Here is a 19,484-nt window from a genome sequence, read left to right as displayed (position 1 = left end):
ATCATAGCTTGAAATGGTTGCAAAATCAATGCTGAAACATCACTGAGCAGAAAAATTGCAAGCATTTCGGGAGCATGGTAGGCTAAATGGTGTAAGAAGAAACTGTTTTTAAGGTTAATAGTAGTTCTATCGAAATAGGACATGAAACTTTTGCCTTATATGTCATTTCTTTTCACGTAAAAACAATACAAGGAGGAATTTTTAATGACTTACGAATTACCTAAATTACCTTATACTTATGATGCTTTGGAGCCGAATTTTGATAAAGAAACAATGGAAATTCACTATACAAAGCACCACAATACTTATGTTACAAAACTAAACGAAGCGGTAGCAGGACATCCTGAACTTGCAAGTAAATCTGCGGAAGAATTAGTTGCTAACCTAGATAGCGTTCCTGAAAACATTCGCGGCGCTGTCCGTAACCACGGTGGCGGTCACGCTAACCATACATTATTCTGGTCTATCCTTAGCCCAAATGGTGGCGGCGCTCCAACTGGCGACCTAAAAACAGCAATCGAAAGCGAATTCGGCACTTTTGACGAATTCAAAGAAAAATTCAATGCAGCAGCTGCAGCACGCTTTGGTTCTGGCTGGGCTTGGCTAGTAGTTAATGATGGTAAATTAGAAATCGTTTCTACTGCAAACCAAGATTCTCCACTAAGCGAGGGTAAAACTCCTGTTCTAGGACTAGATGTTTGGGAGCATGCTTATTACCTTAAATTCCAAAACCGTCGTCCTGAATATATCGACACATTTTGGAATGTTATTAACTGGGATGAAGCAAACAAACGCTTTGACGCAGCTAAATAATAATCAAAAGACTCACTTCGGTGGGTCTTTTTTTATTTCTAATGAATTTCTAATCAACTTACAGTGGAAAAATCATGCTTTTTCAGCTACAATAGGGAAAGGTATTATTGAAAAGTGAGGTAACTATGCGTGAAACTAAATTTTAGAAAAAAGAAAAAAGATTCCACTAAGAAGAAACGCGCCATCATTCCACTACGTTTAAATATTCTATTCTTTATTATTTTTATATTATTCTCCGTGTTAATTTTACGACTTGGTATTGTTCAAATCGTGCAAGGGGATACTTACAAACGTCAATTAGAAGAAACAGATAACGTAACAGTTTCCAAAAACGTGCCACGTGGTAGCATTTACGACCGGAATTACAATTTATTAGTTGGTAACTCTGCAGTCAAATCGATTACGTACACACGTAGTCAACAAACAGAAACTGCGGAAACGCTTCATGTAGCTCAAACGCTACAAAAACTAATTACAGTTGAACCTGAAAAACTAACCGATCGTGATTTAAAAGATTACTGGATTCTAACGCATCAAACCGAATCTTTAAATCGCTTATCTACGAAAGAACAGGCACTTGATTCATCTAAGGCTTACAAAATCCAAGTAGAAAAAGTAACAAAAGATGATATCGCTAGTTTAACGACCGAAGATTTAAAAGTAGCAACCATCTACAAAAAAATGACTACTGGTTACGCAATGACCGAATCGGTTGTCAAAAATAAAGATGTAACTGATGAAGAAATCGCTCGCGTTAGTGAAAACATGGACAGTTTACCTGGCGTTGACACAACGACCGACTGGAATCGCTACTATACTTATGATGAAACATTACGTTCTATCTTAGGTTCCGTTTCCACAGCGAAAGAAGGTCTACCGAAAGACAAAGCGGAATATTACTTATCTCAAGGATATAGCCGCAATGACCGTGTTGGTAAAAGTTATTTAGAAGCCCAATATGAAAGTGTTCTAGCTGGATCTAAATCCCAGTCTGAAAGCGTTCTGGACTCTAAAGGAAACATCATCGAAACTGTCAGCAAATACGAAGGCTCTAAAGGAAAAGATTTAGTTCTTTCCGTTGATGTCGAATTCCAAAAAGCTGTAGAAGAGATTCTCCAAAAAAATATTAAACAAGGGAAACAATATGCCGGTTCCGACCTTTTTGACCGCGCATTCGTTGTTGCCATGGATCCATATTCCGGAGAAGTCCTTGCACTTGCCGGTCAAAAGCTAAATGACAAAGGAGAATTTGAAGATTATTCCCTAGGTACATTTACGACAGCATACGCAATGGGTTCCGCTGTAAAAGGCTCCACGATTCTTGGCGGTATTATGGACGGCGCTATTACAAACAAAACCGTCTTCACCGACCAACCAATCGCTTTAAAAGGAACAAAACCAAAGAGTTCTTGGTTTAATAGAACCGGAGCTGGAAATCGACCACTTGATCCTGTTGGCGCGTTAGAAATTTCTTCTAACTCCTATATGTATCAAGTAGCAATGAAAATGGGTGGCGCCAACTATGTACCAAATGGCCCCCTTAGAGCACCACTAAGTACTTTTGACGATATGCGTTATTATTATAATCAGTTCGGCCTAGGTGTAAAAACAGGCATCGACCTTCCCGGCGAACAAACTGGTTATAAAGGGGACGACCAAACAATTGGTAAAATTCTCGATTTCGCTATCGGCCAATATGATTCGTACACACCACTACAAATGGCTCAATACGTTTCGACAATTGCTAATGGAGGTTCAAGAATTGCTCCAAGCATGGTAAAAGAAATTAGAAACCCTAGTACAAATGGCGACTCTGTTGGAACACTTGCAACAGCAAACGAACCAAAAGTATTAAATAAAATCGGCGTTTCCGAAAGCGACATCAAAACAGTTCAACAAGGGTTCTACGAAGTAACACATGGCTCTACTGGTACTGCAAGAACCGTCTTCACTTCAAGTGATTACGATGTTGCAGGTAAAACAGGTACTGCAGATGCTTTCTACGATGGACCAAAAGAAGGCAACAAAATGGCCAGTGTTTGGAATACTACTTTCGTCGGCTATGCGCCAGTTGAAAAGCCAGAGATAGCTATTTCCGTCGTTGTTCCTTGGATTTATCGTCCATACGGTACAGACCAAAAAACAAACATGAAAATCTCTAAAGAAGTATTCGATAAATATTTCGAGCTTAAAAAAGAACGCGCTGAGTCAAACAAAGACGAATCAAAAGTAGAACAACCAATTAACAACAAAGAAGCAGCTGCAAAAGCTCAGTCTGAACAAACCGAAAATTAATCAAAAACCACTTTCATTTGCGTGAAAGTGGTTTTTTTATTTCAAACTAACAAACAATTTAAAAAAATAGTCGTTAAAACGTATAAAAAACTGCGAAACGGCTTTGTTTATGGTATGATAAAGTAAGTGTAAAATTAACCAGATTTCTGTTTCTAAGCAGAAACACGAGGATTAAATTGAAGGAGGAATTGTAAACTATGACAAAAAGCTATCATGTCGCAGTTGTAGGTGCTACTGGTGCAGTTGGTACCCAAATGATTGAATTACTAGAAGAGGCGGCGACTTTTAAGATAAAGCAAGTTTCGTTCTTGTCTTCTATTCGTTCTGCTGGAAAAAAACTAGCCTTCCGCGGTGAAGAAGTAATTATTCAAGAAGCCACACCTGAAAGTTTTGAAGGCGTTGATATCGCTTTATTTAGTGCGGGCGGTTCTGTTTCTAAAGCTCTCGCAAAAGAAGCTGTGAAACGCGGAGCTATTGTTATTGATAACACAAGTGCTTACCGTATGGATCCAACAGTCCCATTAGTCGTTCCAGAAGTAAATGAAAAAGCACTTTTCTCCCATAATGGTATTATTGCCAATCCTAACTGTTCCACCATTCAAATGGTCGCAGCCCTCGAACCGATTCGAGAAGCATTCGGATTAAATCGTATTATTGTTTCCACTTATCAAGCTGTTTCTGGCTCTGGTGTTAGTGCCATCCAAGAACTAAAAGACGGTAGCCGAGCAGTTTTAGATAATAAAGAATTCACTCCACAAATTATGCCCGTAAAAGGGGACAAAAAGCATTATCCAATCGCTTTTAACGCATTACCACAAATTGACGTTTTCACAGAAAATGATTATACATATGAAGAAATGAAAATGATCAATGAAACGAAAAAAATCATGGAAGATAATACAATCAAAGTTTCCGCTACATGTGTTCGAATTCCGGTAGTGAGCGGTCACTCTGAAAGTGTTTATATTGAAGTAGATAAAGATGGCGTAAGTGCGAAAGATATCCAAAATGCACTAAAAAATGCTCCTGGTGTTGTTCTTGAAGACGACCCAGCAAATCAAGTCTACCCACAAGCCGTTTCTGCTGCCGGCAAAAAAGAAGTATTCGTTGGTCGCATTCGCGCTGACATTGACGATTCTAAAGGCTTCCACATGTGGATTGTTTCCGACAATTTACTCAAAGGTGCTGCATGGAATTCGATTCAAATAGCGGAAAGTTTAGTCAAACTAGCGATTATTTAGAGGTGTAAGTAATGAAAATCATTGTTCAAAAATTTGGCGGAACATCCGTTCAAAGCGAAAAAACACGTTTGATGGCATTTAACCACATTAAACACGCCTTAAAAGAAGGTTACAAAGTAGTCGTTGTCGTTTCAGCAATTGGCAGATATGGTGATCCTTACGCAACCGATACACTGCTAGAACTTATCGGCGCTAAAAATACTAAGCTAACTGCCAGAGAGCAAGACACTTTGCTTTCTGTCGGTGAAACCATTTCCGCCTCTGTTTTTACAAATATGCTAAAAGAAGCAAACATCAAAGCTGAAGCATTTTCGGGTGGTCAAGCTGGTATTATTACGTCGGATGACCACTTAAACGCTAAAATTACAGAAGTTGATACTACACGTTTAAAAAACGCCTTAACCTCACTTGATGTGGCAGTAGTAGCTGGTTTTCAAGGAATCACTGCAACTGGTGATATATCAACGCTTGGTCGTGGTGGAAGTGATACATCAGCTGCCGCACTTGGCGTATCTCTACAAGCAGATTATATTGATATTTTTACAGATGTTGATGGTATGATGACAGCCGATCCTCGCATTGTGGAGCATGCTCGTTCACTTCCACGTGTGAGTTATAACGAAGTAAGCAATATGGCGTATCAAGGCGCTAAAGTGATTCATCCACGCGCCGTTGAAATTGCAATGACCGCAAAAATCCCGATGCGCATTCGTTCTACTTATTTGGAAAGCACAGGTACACTCGTTACTTCTTTAGCAGATGATTCAGGTCATTTTGACGTGAAGGAACGCATGGTAACAGGGGTTGCTCACGTTACGAATCTTACCCAAATATCTGTACAAACGGACACAGTAAAAGCACAACAACTCGCTTTTAAAATATTAGCAGATGCTGGAATCAGCCTTGATTTCATTAACATCTCTACTAAATCTGTTATTTTTACAGTCCCAGAAGAAAAAAGTCATGTAGTGAAACAATTATTAGAAGAAGCAAACTTACAAACAACTGTCCGAGAAGCTTGTGCAAAAGTTTCCATTGTCGGTGCCGGAATCACAGGAGTTCCTGGTGTTACAGCAAGAATCGTAGGTGCATTATCTGAAAAAAACATCCCAATTTTACAATCAGCGGATAGTCACACAACTATTTGGGTATTAGTAAGAGAAGAGGACTTAATTTCAGCAGTCAATGCCCTTCATGACGTATTTTGTTTGGAAATTAAGTAAGGAGGAAATGAAAGATGGATTTAGGGAAAGTAATTACAGCAATGGTAACACCAATTCACCCAGAAAAAGATAAAGTATGCAAAAAAAGAATTCATCATCTCGTGAACCACTTAATCGAAAATGGCTCTGATGGTTTAGTAATCGCTGGTACAACTGGTGAATCACCAACTTTGTCCCATGATGAAAAAATAAAATTATTCCGCCAAGTAATCGAAACAAATGACGGACGTGCGAAATTAATCGCTGGAACTGGCTCCAATAACACAGCAGAAACAATCGCTTTTACAAAAGAAGTGGCTGAACTTGGTGGCATCGATGCTGTTTTAATCGTTGCACCATATTACAATAAACCAAACCAAGACGGCTTATATGCGCACTTTGCTGCTGTTGCCGAAGCCTCTGATCTACCTGTAGTTATTTACAATATCCCTGGTCGTAGTGTCGTTAATATCGAACCAGAAACAATTATCCGTTTAGCAAAATTACCTAACATTGTTGGTGTAAAAGAATCTAGTGGTAATTTGGATAATATTAGTAAAATCATTGCTGAAACTTCGGACGATTTCCAAGTATACAGTGGTGATGATAGTTTAACGTTACCAATCCTTGCTGTAGGCGGAGACGGTGTTATTTCCGTTGCGAGCCATGTGGTAGGAAATGAAATGAAAGAAATGATCCAAGCGTTTGAACGAGGAGAGGTTCAAAAAGCGGCAAGTATCCACCGGGAATTACTTCCACTTATGAATGGCCTATTCTCTGTACCAAATCCAGCACCAACAAAATATTTACTAAATCAACAAGGCATTAGTGTTGGACCTGTAAGACTACCACTTGTAGATTTGAATGCTGAACAAGGAACGAAATTACAAGCTATATTAGAAGGACTTTCTAAATAGTTCAAAGGAGGTCTACGCTTTGACAATAAAAAAAGCGAAAAACATAAAAATCATTCCACTCGGCGGCGTCGATGAAAGTGGCAAAAATTTATATGTAGTAGAAATAGACGAAGATATCTTTATATTAGATGCGGGCTTAATGTTCCCAGAAAATGAATTACTAGGAATTGACATCGTTATCCCTGATTTTAAATATTTAGAAGAAAACAAAGACCGCGTGAAAGCAATTCTATTAACACATGGTCACGAAGATGCAATTGGCGCACTGCCATACTTGCTTCAAAAAATCAAAGCGCCAGTTTACGGAACAGAATTAACAATCGCTCTTGCAAAATCTGCACTCAAAGAGCATCGTAAACTACGCTTCAAGAATTTCCACATTGTAAACGAAGAAACAACATTATCTTTTGCTAAAATTGATGTTTCCTTTTTCCGTACAACACACACAATTCCAGATTCCGTGGGGATTGTACTTCAAACAAGTGAAGGCTCCATCGTTTACACAGGGGATTTCAAATTTGATCAATCAGCTAAAGACGGCTATGCTTCTGATTTAAGCCATATTGCAGAATTTGGTGAAAAAGGGGTACTAGCATTACTTTCTGATAGTTCAGAAGCAGAACACCCTGGAACTACTTCTAGCGATAGCTTAATCGAAGAAGAAATTAGACACGCATTCAGAATGGCAGACGGTCGAATTATCGTTGCTTGTGTCGCATCTAATTTAATCCGTTTACAACAAGTGCTTGATGCTTCTGTTGCAACAAAACGTAAAGTCGCGATTGTTGGTAAAGAACTAGAGCGCGTATTCGAAATTGCTGGCGAATTAGGCAAAATCGTTATTGAAGAAGACTTAATCGTGCCATTAAAAGAACTAAAAAAATATAGCGATGATGAAATTACTATTATTGAAACAGGTAATCTGGGCGAACCAATCCAGTCACTACAATTAATGACAAAAGGAAATCACCCACAACTGAACATCAAACCTGGTGATACTGTGTACATTACAACAACACCATCTCCATCACTGGAAACAATGATGGCAAAAACAATGGACATGCTGTATAAAGCCGGCGCTAAAGTGTTAACCATGAGCAATAACTTATTCATTTCTGGCCATGCAAGCCAAGAAGATTTAAAACTAATGATTAACTTATTAAAACCAAGATATTTCGTTCCAGTTCACGGAGAATATCGTATGCTAATCAGCCACGCTAAATTAGCTCATGAAGTCGGTATGGCAAAATCAGAAGTATTTATCGTTGGTAAAGGTGAAATTTTAGAATTTAAAAATGATAAAATGACTGCTGGAAACCGCGTATACTCTGGTAACACATTGATTGATGGTTTAGGTGTTGGTGACGTTGGAAACATCGTGCTACGCGATCGTAAATTACTTTCTGAAGATGGTATTTTCATCGTTGTAGTAACACTTAATCGTAAATCTAAAACAATTACATCCGGACCAGAAATCATTTCACGCGGCTTCATCTATGTACGCGAATCCGAGCATTTAATTGAAGAATCATCCAAAGTAGTAACAAAAATTGTCGAAAAAAACCTACAAGAAACTGGTTTTGAATGGGCGAAATTAAAACAAGATATTCGTGACCAATTAAACCGTTACTTATTTGAACAAACAAAACGTCGTCCAATGATTTTACCAATCATCATGGAAGTCTAGTCGGAACTGCTACACATTCGTGTGTGGCAGTTTTTTCGTTTAAAAGTGAAAGTAGACGGGAAAACAAGCTAGGAAGGAGTGATTGACATGGCAAAATTTACATATGATGTAGTTATCATCGGGAGCGGCGCAAGCGGAACAACCGTTGCTTTTGAAGCTCAGGCAGCCGGATTAAAAGTCGCAATTGTAGAAGAGCGGAGTTGGGGCGGAACATGCGTACTCAGAGGATGTGACCCTAAAAAAGTCCTTGTCGGTGCTGCAGAAGCAAGAAACCTTTCTACAAGACTACGTGGCAAAGGGATTAAGCAAGCTGCTACAATTAGCTGGACAGATTTAATGGCCTTTAAAGAAACATTTGTCGAGGATGTGCCCGAAAGTCGTTTAGAAAGTTTTCAAGACGCAGGCATTGAAACATTCTTTGGCCCAGCAAGCTTTCAAGATGTAGATACGTTACAAGTCGGTGATGATTTACTAACTGCTAAAAAAATTGTTATCGCAACCGGTGCTACACCAAGCACGCTCCAAGTGGAAGGACAAGAATATATCCAAACAAGTGATGATTTCTTATCACTCGAAAAACTACCAGATTCCGTCGTTTTTATCGGCGGTGGTTATATTTCTTTTGAATTTGCATCGATTGTACAGGCAACAGGGCGTGAAGTGCATGTTATTCATCACAATAGTGCACCATTGAAGAAATTCGACCCTGATTTTGTCGCCGCACTAGTTTCCAGCATGAAAGAAGAGGGCGTTCATTTCCATTTTGATACAGATATTACTAAAATCGAAAAAAATGGTAAAAAACTACATCTTCAAGGTAAAAATGGCTTTTCGTTAAATACAGATTTAATCATTGGAGCGACCGGTAGAAAGCCTAATATCGATCACTTATCACTAGAAAAAGCAAGTATCGATTATACGAAAAAAGGCATCGTCGTTAATGAAAAACTACAAACGCCTAATAATCCTCATATTTATGCGTGCGGTGATGTAGCTGACACCAAAGGCGCGCCGTTAACACCAGTTGTCAGTCTCGAAGCCGCACTCGTCGCTAAAAATATCCTAGGAGGCGACGAAAAAGTCGATTATCCAGCAATCCCAAGCGTTGTTTTTACGAGTCCGAAACTCGCAAGTATTGGTATTAGCATAGAAGAGGCCAAAGCAGCCCCTGAAAAATACCAAATCAAACAACATGACACAACAAATTGGTACACTTACAAACGAACAAACGAATCAATCGCACTCGCAAAAATTATTGAAGACCGAAAAACAGGACAAATCAAAGGCGCTCATTTCCTCAGTGAAGAAGCAGACTATATGATAAATTATATCGCTCTCTTAATAAAAGCAAACCTCACTTTGGCCGATTTACAATCTGTCATTTTTGCTTATCCATCGCCAGCAAGTGATTTAACTGCTTTGAACTAGCGAAGAAATATGTTATAGTGAGGGAGAAATTCGCATAAAAAGGAGCAAATAAGATGGAAATTTGGATTATTGCCGGAATATGTGCTTTCTTAATTTTTATCGCTGGTATCGTTATTTTATTTTTCCCAGCCAGACGGAAAATCGGTGCTATTTTAACAAGCGCAGGAACGTTATTAATGATTGGCTCAATTATTGGTATCATTGTTAGTTTTTCACATTATCAACAAGTACAAAATGATGTGTTTAACTATTCTTCTAAAGGAACAAGTCAAACTACCCCAGAAGAAACAAAGACATATCAAGTAAACTATGAAGATTCCGCAGATAATATTAAGAAAAAAATCAGCACGATAACAGTTGAAAAGAAAGAAACGTACTCAACATTAGAAAGCAAGTCAGTTGAAGGTAGCATTACAATCGCTTTAGAAATTACCAACAATGCCTCTAAAACACTGGAAACATATCCAAATCAAGGACAATTAGAAGCAAATAAAGTGGATTTGAATGGTGGGGACGCTGTTTTATCTAATTTCGACACAACAGAAATTAAGCCTGGCGAAACGGCCAAGGGGAAAATCGTTTTCCCAGTCGATAAATTAGACAAAGTGTCTGATATTACATGGGTTTCTTATAGTTTCCTTAGCTATTTAAAAGATTCATCCACACCAATTACAACCGAAACAGGCAAAATTGAATTAAAATAAAAAACAATATCCCGAAAATGGGATATTGTTTTTTTTAGTATTATTCTGCTACATTCATAACTTCTTTTAAATACTCATCATAAGAAATTTCTTTATTGTAAAATTGGTCTTTTGATAAGTTAACAATACGAGTTGCGATTGTTTGTAGTAACTGATGGTCATGGGAAGCAAAGATCATTGCGCCTTTAAAACCTTCCAAGCCATTATTTAACGCTGTGATTGATTCTAAGTCCAAGTGGTTAGTAGGTTCGTCTAGTAACAGGACGTTAGAACCTGAAAGCATCATTTTGGATAACATACAACGAACTTTTTCTCCACCGGATAGGACGCGTACTTTTTTAAGTACTTCGTCGCCGCTGAATAGCATACGACCAAGGAATCCACGTAAGAAAGCTTCACTATCATCTTCAGGAGAAAATTGACGTAGCCATTCTACAAGGCTCATATCGTTTTCCTCGAAGAATTCGGAGTTATCTTTCGGGAAGTAGCTTTGGCTAGTTGTAATACCCCATTTATAGCTACCTTCGTCAGGTTCCATTTCGCCAGCAAGGATTTGGAAAAGAACAGTTTTTGCAACTTCATCATCGCCAACTAAAGCAACTTTATCATTACGATTAATGGAGAAGGAAAGATTATCAAGAATCTTCACGCCATCAATTGTTTTAGATAAGTTTGTTACTGTTAGTAGGTCGTTCCCAACTTCACGGTCCGGTTTGAACTGAATGAAAGGGTAACGACGACTAGAAGGTTGAATATCTTCCAGCGTGATTTTTTCGAGCATTTTTTTACGGCTTGTTGCTTGTTTGGATTTAGATGCATTGGCACTAAACCGGGCAATAAACTCTTGTAATTCTTTCATTTTTTCTTCTTTTTTCTTATTACGATCGCCCATCATTGTTTGAGCTAATTGGCTTGATTCATACCAGAAATCATAGTTTCCGACATATAATTTAATTTTGCTGAAATCAAGATCCGCAATATGCGTACATACTTTGTTTAGGAAGTGACGGTCATGGGATACAACGATAACAGTATTATCAAAGTTAATTAAAAATTCTTCTAACCAATGAATTGCACGGATGTCCAGGTGATTGGTAGGCTCATCCAGAAGTAAGATATCTGGTTTACCGAATAAAGCTTGCGCAAGAAGCACTTTCACTTTTTCTCCACCAGTTAAATCTTTCATAAGTTTTCCGTGTAAGTCAGTAGGGATACCTAAGCCGTTTAATAAAACAGCAGCCTCAGATTCCGCTTCCCAACCATTTAATTCAGCAAATTCGCCTTCAAGTTCCGCAGCACGGATACCATCTGCATCGCTGAAATCTTCTTTCATGTAAATGGCATTTTTTTCGTCCATAATTTTGTATAGACGTTCATGTCCCATAATAACAGTGTTAAGAACAAGTTCATTATCATACTGGAAATGATCTTGGCGAAGGACAGCTAGACGCTCACCTGAACCAATATGCACATTACCACTTTGTGAATCAAGCTCGCCAGAAAGCACTTTTAGGAACGTTGATTTACCAGCACCGTTTGCGCCAATAAGACCGTAACAGTTACCTGGCAAAAATTTAATCGAAACATCTTCAAATAGCTTTTTATCGCCGTAGCGTAAGCCAACATTATTTACAGTTAACATTTTCTTCCTCCAATACTAAGTTACTTCTTCTTAAAATCAGAAAAAGCACAATTACTTCTATTTTAACATGGTTAGTGTAGCAAAGAAAGCATACACACATAAATAAATGTTATAATATGAAAATAAGGAGGAGAGCCGAATGGATTACGAGCAAACTTTACAAGAAAAAGTCGCGCTTTGTCTTACTTTACAAGCCGCTAAAGAAACTTTCCCATTTGATAAAAAAACGCATGCTTTAACGGTTGGCGGTAAAATATTCGCACTGATACATCTATACCACGGGGATTTATACATAAGCGTTAAATGTCAGCCGGAAAGAATTGATTTGTTGCGCGATGAATATTTGAGCATAAAACCAGGCTATCATTTAAATAAAAAGCATTGGATTACGCTCGTTATTAATGAAAAATACGATGTGGAAGCTGAAACTGAATTTGCGTTAATTCAAAATAGTTATCAGCTTATTTTTGATAAATTGCCGAAAAAAGCACAAAATACTGTGAAATTTTCTGCAAATGACTAAAGAAAAGAAAAAATTCTTTACAAAAAAGAAGTGCATGCTATAATAATTGTTGTACGATAATTTCATAGACGTTACCACAGGGGGGGCTTCTTAGCTGAGATTGAGTCCACGTGTTTTTGGATTCTGACCCTTTGAACCTGTTCGTTAATACGAGCGTAGGGATTGTGGCGATTGCATTTCTAATCATAGAAACTGCTTTCTTCTGGGGTACGTTTTTGACCAAAAAGAAGAGGGGAGTTTATTTTTTATGCAAAACAAGCGATTAATCATTTTACTCGAGTGTGCCATTTTTGCTGCAGTTGCTATGGTACTAAGTTTTATCCCGCTGGACATCGGTTCTAGTTTCTCGATTTCACTGGGAATGATTCCAATGTATGTGATTGCGATCCGCCGCGGTTTTTGGGCTGCTGGATTCGCTGGACTACTGTGGGGGTTACTACATTTCCTCACTGGGAAAGCCTATATTTTAATGCCGTCACAAGCATTTATTGAGTACATTTTAGCATTCAGTTTTGTTGCATTTAGTGGCGTATTCAGTAAGCAAGTACGAAGCAATTTAGCTGCTAATCAACTTAAAAAGGCAATCCAATGGGCGTGGGGAACCATGATTATTGGAGGCGTTGCAAAATATTTTTGGCATTACGTTGCTGGCGTATTATTCTGGGGGGCTTATGCTTTTCAAGGCTGGGGCGCGCAACTTTTTTCGATTGTCATGAATGGGGCTAGTTGCTTGGCTACGGTCATTGTTGCTGGTATCGTCATCTCGATATTACTAAAAACCTCACCCAAATTATTCTTACCAAAATAACCACAAGGTCCGAGAGCATTTGCTTTTGGGCCTTTTTAAGTGTGTTATAATTAAATAAATACTATATAGCAGCTTATTACAATGCTCATTTTCACGATTAAAGTTTAGCATCGATGTCACACGTGCCACAAGTACGAAATCATCTTGTTTAGGAACTTCCGTTTGAATGTAACACTGTCTTTAAGCTGTTTTTTTGTATTTAAAAAGTTTAAATCAGTACTCTTTAGGGAAAATATTTATCGATTGCCAATTTTTTTGGTAGTGGTAAAGAAAAAATGGAGGTGTATAAGCGTGTTAAAATTTGAACACGTAACGAAGACTTATAAAGGGGGCAAAAAAGCTGTTAATGATCTAACTCTTAGCATCGATAAAGGAGAATTTGTTTGTTTTATCGGTCCAAGTGGTTGTGGAAAGACGACAACGATGAAGATGATTAACCGGCTTATTGAACCTACAGAAGGTAAAATATTTATTAATGACAAAGACATCATGGCGGAAGATCCTGTCAAACTAAGACGTTCGATTGGCTACGTTATTCAGCAAATTGGCTTGATGCCACATATGACGATTCGTGAAAATATCGTCCTTGTACCAAAATTACTTAAATGGTCCGAAGAGAAAAAACAAGAACGGGCGAAAGAATTAATAAAATTAGTAGATTTACCAGAAGAGTTTTTAGACCGATATCCTTATGAATTAAGTGGTGGACAGCAACAACGTATCGGTGTTCTGAGAGCGCTTGCGGCTGAACAAAATTTAATTTTAATGGATGAACCTTTTGGCGCACTAGATCCAATTACTCGTGATTCTCTTCAAGAAGAATTTAAAAACTTGCAAAAAGAGCTTGGAAAAACGATTATTTTCGTTACGCATGATATGGATGAAGCAATTAAACTTGCAGACCGTATCGTTATTATGAAAGCAGGCGAAATCGTTCAATTTGATACGCCAGATGAAATTTTGCGCAATCCGGCGAATTCCTTTGTGCGTGATTTCATTGGGAAAGATCGCTTAATTGAAGCGAAGCCAGATGTTACACAAGTAGCACAAATTATGAACACCAACCCAGTTTCTATTACAGCGGATAAATCCCTACAAGCCGCTATTACGATTATGAAAGAAAAACGAGTGGATACTTTACTTGTAGTGGATGAGGGTAATGTCTTAAAAGGCTTTATCGATGTTGAGCAAATTGATTTAAATCGTCATACAGCAACTTCTGTAATGGATATTATCGAGAAAAACGTTTTTTATGTCAATGAAGATACTTTACTCCGAGATACAGTGCAACGAATTCTAAAACGTGGCTATAAATACATTCCTGTAGTAGATAAAGATAAACGTCTTGTCGGGATTGTTACTCGTGCCAGCTTAGTTGATATCGTTTATGATTCCATTTGGGGTTCAGTAGACGAAGGAGCAGAAAAGCAGGAGGAACAAGCCGCTTCCGAAACGACAGAGCCAGAAATGAAGCAGGAGGGATAAGCTATGGACGCAATTGTTACATTTTTTCAAGAAAACGGCCATAACTTACTTGTCCAAACATGGCAACATCTATTTATCTCCTTATCTGCCGTTATTTTAGGGATCGTCGTTGCGGTGCCAACTGGAATCTTACTCACTCGTTCACCAAGAGTAGCGAATTTTGTTATTGGTGTGGTTAGTGTTCTTCAAACTGTCCCATCACTCGCCATTTTGGCATTCATTATTCCATTTCTTGGGGTTGGAACGCTACCGGCGATTATTGCGCTATTTATTTACGCGCTTTTACCAATCTTGCGTAACACTTTTATCGGGGTTCGAGGGGTTGATAAAAATTTAATCGAATCTGGTCGTGGAATGGGGATGACGAATTGGCAACTGATTGTAAACGTTGAAATTCCTAATTCTATCTCGATTATTATGGCGGGTATTCGTTTATCTGCCGTTTACGTTATCGCTTGGGCAACACTTGCTTCCTATATCGGTGCTGGCGGTCTTGGAGACTTTATTTTTAATGGCTTGAACTTATACCGTCCAGATTTAATTCTCGGCGGAGCAATTCCAGTAACCATTTTAGCCCTTGTAGTAGAATTCGCGCTTGGAAAATTAGAATATCGTTTAACTCCAAAAGCCATCCGCGAAGCTCGGGAAGGGGGAGAATGATATGAAGAAAAAATTAATCGCATTATTCAGCGTGTTACTTCTAACCAGTTCGCTTTTCTTGTCTAGTTGTTCTTTACCAGGACTTGGAGGAAGTTCCAAAGATACTATCCGTATCGGCGCAATGGCCACAACTGAATCACAAATCGTTTCCAATATTTTAAAAGAATTGATTGAGCATGACACTGGCTTAAAAGTAGAAATCGTCAACAACCTCGGATCAACTATCGTCCAACACCAAGCAATGCTTAACGGTGATGTAGATATTACAGCTACAAGATACACTGGAACCGATTTAGTTGGACCACTTGGCGAAGATGCTATTAAAGACCCAGAAAAAGCCTTAGCTGCTGTTAAAAAAGGGTTTGAAGAACGTTTCCACCAAACCTGGTTTGATTCTTACGGCTTTGCTAATACTTACGTGTTTATGGTGCGCCAAGATACCGCTAAAAAATACAACCTAAACACCGTTAGTGACATGCGCAAAGTGGAAAATGAACTCACTGCTGGCGTTGATAATTCTTGGATGGAACGCGAAGGAGACGGCTATAAAGCATTCTCCAAAGCCTATGACATCGAATTCAAGAAAATCTTCCCTATGCAAATTGGCTTAATTTATACTGCACTTAAAAACAATCAAATGGACGTGGCGCTTGGTTACTCAACAGACGGCCGTATCCCAACATACAACTTAAAATTATTAAAAGATGATAAAAAATTCTTCCCACCATATGACGCTTCAGCACTCGCAACAGATGAAATTTTAAAGAAACACCCAGAACTAAAAACAACGATTAATAAGCTAAAAGGTAAAATTTCCACTGAAGAAATGCAAAAGCTTAATTATGAGGCAGATGGCAAATTAAAAGAACCATCCATTGTAGCGCAAGAATTCCTACAAAAAAATAATTACTTTGACGGTAAAAACTAAGGAGGTGCCAAAAGATGGAAACATTAAAACAATTAATTGACTATTACCAAACAAATGGAAGTTATGTCATGGAAGAGTTCTGGCGGCATTTCTTAATGAGTGCTTACGGAGTTATCTTCGCAGCAATCATTGCAATACCGCTCGGAGTATATATTGCTAGGAAAAAACGCTTAGCCGGCTGGGTTATCCAAATTGCCAATATCATCCAAACAATCCCAGCACTCGCCCTGTTAGCTGTACTTATGCTCATCATGGGCTTAGGGACGAATACAGTCGTTTTATCCTTATTCCTATATTCTTTACTACCAATTCTAAAAAACACCTACACAGGCATTAGAAACGTCGACGGGGCGCTTCTTGAATCCGGTAAAGCAATGGGAATGACAAAATGGCAAGTGCTACGCCTTATCGAAATGCCACTTGCATTATCAGTTATTATGGCAGGTATCAGAAATGCACTTGTTATCGCGATTGGAGTCGCAGCAATCGGGACATTCGTTGGAGCAGGAGGCCTTGGAGACATCATTGTCCGCGGAACCAATGCTACAAACGGTACCGCCATCATTTTAGCTGGTGCAATCCCAACAGCAGTCATGGCCATTTTAGCCGATCTGCTACTTGGTTGGGTCGAACGCACATTAAACCCAGTTAAAAACAAAAGAAAATCATTAACCGAAGCCTTATAGAAACACTCGAAAACACAACCTCTCATCTTCAACAAAAGGTTGTGTTTTTCGTTTGACAAAGAATGTTTCCCGTAGTAAACTTTTTATCATAAACGAAAGAAGGTCAGGGAGCATGAAAAAGGAGAAAACAGAACGCACAAAACAAAGCTGGAGAAAAGCACAAAATGCTCCCAGCTTGAGCGAAGTCAATAATTCAGTCGCTATTCCAAAAAATGCGAAATTTTTCCGGAAATTATTTGCCTTTATGGGGCCGGGCGCACTTATTGCGGTAGGCTATGTCGATCCGGGTAACTGGGCAACATCTATTGCTGGGGGATCAGAATTTGGTTACACTTTATTATCTGTTATTTTAATTTCTAATATTTTAGCCGTACTATTACAATCACTTGCCTCTAAATTAGGCATCGTTACTGGTCGAGATTTAGCACAGGCATCTAGTGATCATTTTTCGAAACCATTTGGCTTTGTGCTTTGGATTTTGGCTGAACTAGCAATCATCGCCACCGATATCGCCGAAGTTATCGGTAGTGCGATTGCGCTTAACTTACTATTCGGCATTCCGTTAATTTGGGGCGTTTGTATTACGGCATTAGATATTTTTCTCGTGCTATTTTTACAACATAAAGGTTTCCGCTATATCGAAGTAATTGTTATTACTTTAATGGTTACGATTCTAGTATGCTTCGGAGCGGAAATGGTGATGTCCCATCCAGACATGCAAGCCATCGCCAAAGGGTTTATCCCACAATCAGAAATCGTTACTAATCCCGCAATGCTTTATATTGCACTAGGTATTCTTGGCGCGACAGTCATGCCACATAATCTATATTTGCATTCATCTATCGTGCAAACAAGACAATATGCTCGGACAAAAGAAGGAAAGAAAGAGGCAATTCGTTTTTCATTTATCGATTCCACTTTTTCCTTAACGATCGCTTTATTAATTAACGCATCGATTTTAATTTTAGCTGCGGCAGCCTTTTATACTACCGGGCAACATAATGTAGCTGGAATTGAGGATGCTTATAAATTACTTAATCCAACACTTGGTAGCAGCATCGCCAGCACCATATTTGCTGTAGCCTTACTTGCTTCCGGACAAAACTCTACATTAACAGGCACACTAGCCGGTCAAATTGTTATGGAAGGTTTCTTAAATATCCGTTTAAAACCAGTAGTTCGCCGCTTGTTAACACGTGTACTGGCAATCGTCCCAGCAGTTATTATCACTGCTTTATACGGAGCAAACGGAATAAATGAACTATTAATATTTAGCCAAGTTATTCTTTCGATGCAATTATCATTCGCAGTTATTCCGTTAGTCATGTTTACAAGCGATAAACAGAAGATGGGCGAATTCGTTAACCCGACATGGTTAAAAATCATTTCTTGGACAGTCGCCATTTTCATCGCTGTCTTAAATATCTACTTGTTATTCTATACTTTAACCACCTTATAAAGAGGTAAGGGGACAATAATTATATTATGTAAACAATTAAAAATAATTTTCTCATTTCTTTCCCTCGAAATTTTCATCTTTATACTATATAATTGAATTATATAATACTAATGGCGTAGTAAAGGTGTTGAATAACAATGACGGATAAACTATTAAAACAACATAAAAGGCTTTTAGAACAGCAACATAAACTACCGTACAAAATCCATTTGGACGGAGAAGATTTCACGATTATTATTTATACTAAATTAAGTAAAGTAGCTGGTGTGACTGTCTTAAATTCCGAAGAAGAACCAGCAACCGTGAAACAAGCAGAAGCAGTAGTTAATCGCATTCAAAAGTATAATTTCTATTTTGAGTACTTAGGTAAACGATCCCACGTAATTAAAGAACGCGATAGCATTATTGCTGAAAAAATAGAACAAACGCAATTAATTTTAAATGATAATACTATTTTTGGCGAAAAAATGCAGCCAACCATCGATGAACTTAATTTAGCGATGGAAGTTTACAAACAGCAACAACACAAAATGGATATTTATCAAGAAGATATTACTTTGCTCAACCAAAAAATCAAAATGCAAGGCGAGATTTTAGAAGAAGACTGGGAATCTGCTGAAAATTTATCGATTGCATTTGCTAAAGCCGCTTATGCTCAAAGCATCTACTTAGAAGCAACCCGAAAAAATCGTAAACAATTAGCAAAATGGTTCCATCTTCATCAAAAAGAGCTTCCTACAGAAAAACAAAAAGCCCTTGGCAAAATGGTTTCTGTTTTAAGTGATACAAATGCCGGTCTTGTTTTCGACCAAATCATTTCACTTACACCGCTCCTTGAAGAAGGATTAATGCTTGATCACGAGCAATCTTTAACCCAACGAGCAGCTGAATTTAACAAAGAATTTGAAACACATTGTCGTTTCTATAAACCGAACGTTAATAAAGTTAAAAACTTAATCAGACAATAAAAAGAAAGCTAAGTGGTTTTTCACGCCACCTAGCTTTC

Annotated in this window: 17 protein-coding genes and 1 riboswitch; of the genes, 16 read left to right on the top strand and 1 reads right to left on the bottom strand. The window is 38.3% G+C overall.

Features of this window, described 5'->3' with window-relative positions; genetic code table 11:
• Positions 1 to 204 precede the first annotated feature (204 nt).
• From HCX62_RS05805 to HCX62_RS05770, 8 genes are all read left to right on the top strand, one after another.
• Entirely contained in the window at positions 205 to 813 is a 609-nt protein-coding gene (locus HCX62_RS05805; RefSeq protein WP_185637610.1) for a superoxide dismutase, read from the top strand.
• Between the two features lie 129 nt (positions 814 to 942).
• Positions 943 to 3,108 (top strand): peptidoglycan D,D-transpeptidase FtsI family protein, encoded by a 2,166-nt coding sequence (locus HCX62_RS05800; protein ID WP_185637608.1) that lies wholly within the window; start codon positions 943 to 945, stop codon positions 3,106 to 3,108.
• 197 nt (positions 3,109 to 3,305) lie between these two features.
• Positions 3,306 to 4,349, top strand: coding sequence for an aspartate-semialdehyde dehydrogenase (locus HCX62_RS05795; protein ID WP_185637606.1), 1,044 nt, complete (start codon positions 3,306 to 3,308; stop codon positions 4,347 to 4,349).
• Positions 4,350 to 4,360: 11 nt separating this feature from the next.
• Positions 4,361 to 5,572: an aspartate kinase gene (dapG, locus tag HCX62_RS05790; RefSeq protein WP_185637604.1), complete on the top strand. Its 1,212-nt coding sequence runs from the start codon at positions 4,361 to 4,363 to the stop codon at positions 5,570 to 5,572.
• A gap of 14 nt (positions 5,573 to 5,586) precedes the next feature.
• Complete coding sequence (dapA, locus tag HCX62_RS05785; RefSeq protein WP_185637602.1) at positions 5,587 to 6,468, top strand: 4-hydroxy-tetrahydrodipicolinate synthase; 882 nt, start codon at positions 5,587 to 5,589, stop codon at positions 6,466 to 6,468.
• Positions 6,469 to 6,487: 19 nt separating this feature from the next.
• Positions 6,488 to 8,155, top strand: a complete 1,668-nt coding sequence (locus tag HCX62_RS05780; RefSeq protein WP_185637600.1) for a ribonuclease J — start codon at positions 6,488 to 6,490, stop codon at positions 8,153 to 8,155.
• A gap of 87 nt (positions 8,156 to 8,242) precedes the next feature.
• Positions 8,243 to 9,583 carry a dihydrolipoyl dehydrogenase family protein gene (locus tag HCX62_RS05775; protein ID WP_185637598.1) on the top strand — a complete coding sequence of 447 codons (1,341 nt, stop codon included), beginning with the start codon at positions 8,243 to 8,245 and terminating at the stop codon, positions 9,581 to 9,583.
• Positions 9,584 to 9,636: 53 nt separating this feature from the next.
• Positions 9,637 to 10,287: a DUF4352 domain-containing protein gene (locus tag HCX62_RS05770; RefSeq protein WP_185637596.1), complete on the top strand. Its 651-nt coding sequence runs from the start codon at positions 9,637 to 9,639 to the stop codon at positions 10,285 to 10,287.
• Between the two features lie 40 nt (positions 10,288 to 10,327).
• On the opposite strand, the gene HCX62_RS05765 is transcribed toward HCX62_RS05770, so the two are convergent.
• Positions 10,328 to 11,929, bottom strand: a complete 1,602-nt coding sequence (locus HCX62_RS05765; RefSeq protein WP_185637594.1) for an ABC-F family ATP-binding cassette domain-containing protein — start codon at positions 11,927 to 11,929, stop codon at positions 10,328 to 10,330.
• A gap of 139 nt (positions 11,930 to 12,068) precedes the next feature.
• Here HCX62_RS05765 and HCX62_RS05760 point away from each other — a divergent pair, with 139 nt between their 5' ends.
• From HCX62_RS05760 to HCX62_RS05725, 8 genes are all read left to right on the top strand, one after another.
• Positions 12,069 to 12,452: an MmcQ/YjbR family DNA-binding protein gene (locus HCX62_RS05760; protein ID WP_010990120.1), complete on the top strand. Its 384-nt coding sequence runs from the start codon at positions 12,069 to 12,071 to the stop codon at positions 12,450 to 12,452.
• Between the two features lie 69 nt (positions 12,453 to 12,521).
• A riboswitch (TPP riboswitch) is annotated at positions 12,522 to 12,632 on the top strand.
• Between the two features lie 67 nt (positions 12,633 to 12,699).
• Positions 12,700 to 13,260, top strand: a complete 561-nt coding sequence (gene thiT / locus HCX62_RS05755; protein ID WP_008947807.1) for an energy-coupled thiamine transporter ThiT — start codon at positions 12,700 to 12,702, stop codon at positions 13,258 to 13,260.
• Positions 13,261 to 13,551: 291 nt separating this feature from the next.
• Positions 13,552 to 14,745 (top strand): betaine/proline/choline family ABC transporter ATP-binding protein, encoded by a 1,194-nt coding sequence (locus HCX62_RS05750; protein ID WP_185637592.1) that lies wholly within the window; start codon positions 13,552 to 13,554, stop codon positions 14,743 to 14,745.
• Positions 14,746 to 14,748: 3 nt separating this feature from the next.
• Positions 14,749 to 15,405: an ABC transporter permease gene (locus tag HCX62_RS05745; protein WP_008947805.1), complete on the top strand. Its 657-nt coding sequence runs from the start codon at positions 14,749 to 14,751 to the stop codon at positions 15,403 to 15,405.
• A 1-nt stretch (position 15,406) separates the two neighbouring features.
• Positions 15,407 to 16,333, top strand: a complete 927-nt coding sequence (locus HCX62_RS05740) for an osmoprotectant ABC transporter substrate-binding protein (RefSeq protein ID WP_008947804.1) — start codon at positions 15,407 to 15,409, stop codon at positions 16,331 to 16,333.
• A 14-nt stretch (positions 16,334 to 16,347) separates the two neighbouring features.
• Positions 16,348 to 17,019, top strand: a complete 672-nt coding sequence (locus tag HCX62_RS05735; protein WP_008947803.1) for an ABC transporter permease — start codon at positions 16,348 to 16,350, stop codon at positions 17,017 to 17,019.
• 112 nt (positions 17,020 to 17,131) lie between these two features.
• On the top strand, positions 17,132 to 18,478 hold the full coding sequence (locus HCX62_RS05730; protein ID WP_185637590.1) for an Nramp family divalent metal transporter: 1,347 nt from the start codon (positions 17,132 to 17,134) through the stop codon (positions 18,476 to 18,478).
• 137 nt (positions 18,479 to 18,615) lie between these two features.
• Positions 18,616 to 19,446, top strand: coding sequence for a hypothetical protein (locus HCX62_RS05725; RefSeq protein WP_185637587.1), 831 nt, complete (start codon positions 18,616 to 18,618; stop codon positions 19,444 to 19,446).
• The last annotated feature ends 38 nt before the right edge of the window (positions 19,447 to 19,484 follow it).

The sequence above is a fragment of the Listeria swaminathanii genome (genome assembly GCF_014229645.1).
GTDB lineage: Bacteria > Bacillota > Bacilli > Lactobacillales > Listeriaceae > Listeria > Listeria swaminathanii.
The sequence above is the reverse complement of the archived record's forward strand: the minus strand, read 5'-3'. Positions and strand labels throughout refer to the sequence as shown.